This is a genomic window from Salegentibacter haimaensis (genome assembly GCF_054121495.1).
This window is the reverse complement of record NZ_JBSYGH010000039.1, coordinates 1-987: the sequence shown is the minus strand read 5'-3', so window position 1 is coordinate 987 and position 987 is coordinate 1. Positions and strand designations below refer to the sequence as shown.

Annotated in this window: 1 protein-coding gene; it reads left to right on the top strand. The window is 30.6% G+C overall.

The features are described from left to right. Positions 1–321: 321 nt before the first annotated feature. On the top strand, positions 322–900 hold the full coding sequence (locus ACW6QP_RS15360; RefSeq protein ID WP_457911756.1) for a hypothetical protein: 579 nt from the start codon (positions 322–324) through the stop codon (positions 898–900). Positions 901–987 lie beyond the last annotated feature (87 nt).

Below are 987 nucleotides of genomic sequence, written 5' to 3'. Positions count from 1 at the left end.
AACCGTTGTGTGTAATAATAGCCACTAAAAATTTACGCTTGCTATAAACGAGAAAATGCCTCAAAACAAATTTAATTGTTGTCCCTATTCTACCAGGAAAAAGAATCAGAGCCAAAAAGTTTAAAGCATAATGCTTATTAAGAATGTCATATTGAGGGTTTAACTAGCCACAGAGGAATCCTTGTCGAAAATCAAAATCTTGTAAACTTTAGTTATATTTAATGTTGGAGATACATTATCAGTTCAAAACAAATTCGAATCCTTTTTCAGAGGGAATACCTGGAGATATTGAAAATTTATTAATTTAATAAAGACGTTGAAATGAAAAATTTATTAAAATTTATTTTGTTTTGGGTTATAATCCCGAGCGGTATTGCACAGAACGATTTTCCCTTAGAAGTAAAGGATATATTAAAGGAAGGAAATCAAACCTTTTATGATCTACAAGTCTTGCGGACTAAAGGTCAAGAAATTAAAAAAGAGTATGAAGATCCGATTACATCAGAACTTAAATTATCGGATTACGCGTTTGAACAGATAAGGAATGAACAAATAACCTTCACCCTAGACACCTTGAATAAGGAGGAAATTCAAATCTTAATTAAAGATTCCTCAGCATCTATAAAATTTAATTATGATCAAATGCCTTACGATATTAAAATAAATCTTGAATCCAAATACGTTGAACTCAATAACAGAAAACTGATATTTCATAAAAAAATAAAAGTACCCAATTCAGACAACATTTTTAAAAGTAGCTGGAATGGCTTTTTATGGAAAGGAGAAGGAGAGAATTTTCACGTGACCATTGGAAAATTGGATGCCAAAGGGAAAATGTTTATTAAAGTTGATGGTATTGATTTCAAGGGAAAAAAAACAAGAATTCTTTTGTTATCATAAAGCAAGTTTACGGGTTGAGGAGTAGGTTTGAGGTTTAAAATTTCTTAATTAAAACTACACACAACATTAGTAACCGTTGCACAAGCC

What these genes read in the sequence shown, in the direction of transcription:
- ACW6QP_RS15360 (WP_457911756.1), top strand. Translation starts at nt 322, where the DNA reads ATGAAAAATTTATTAAAATTTATTTTGTTTTGGGTTATAATCCCGAGC.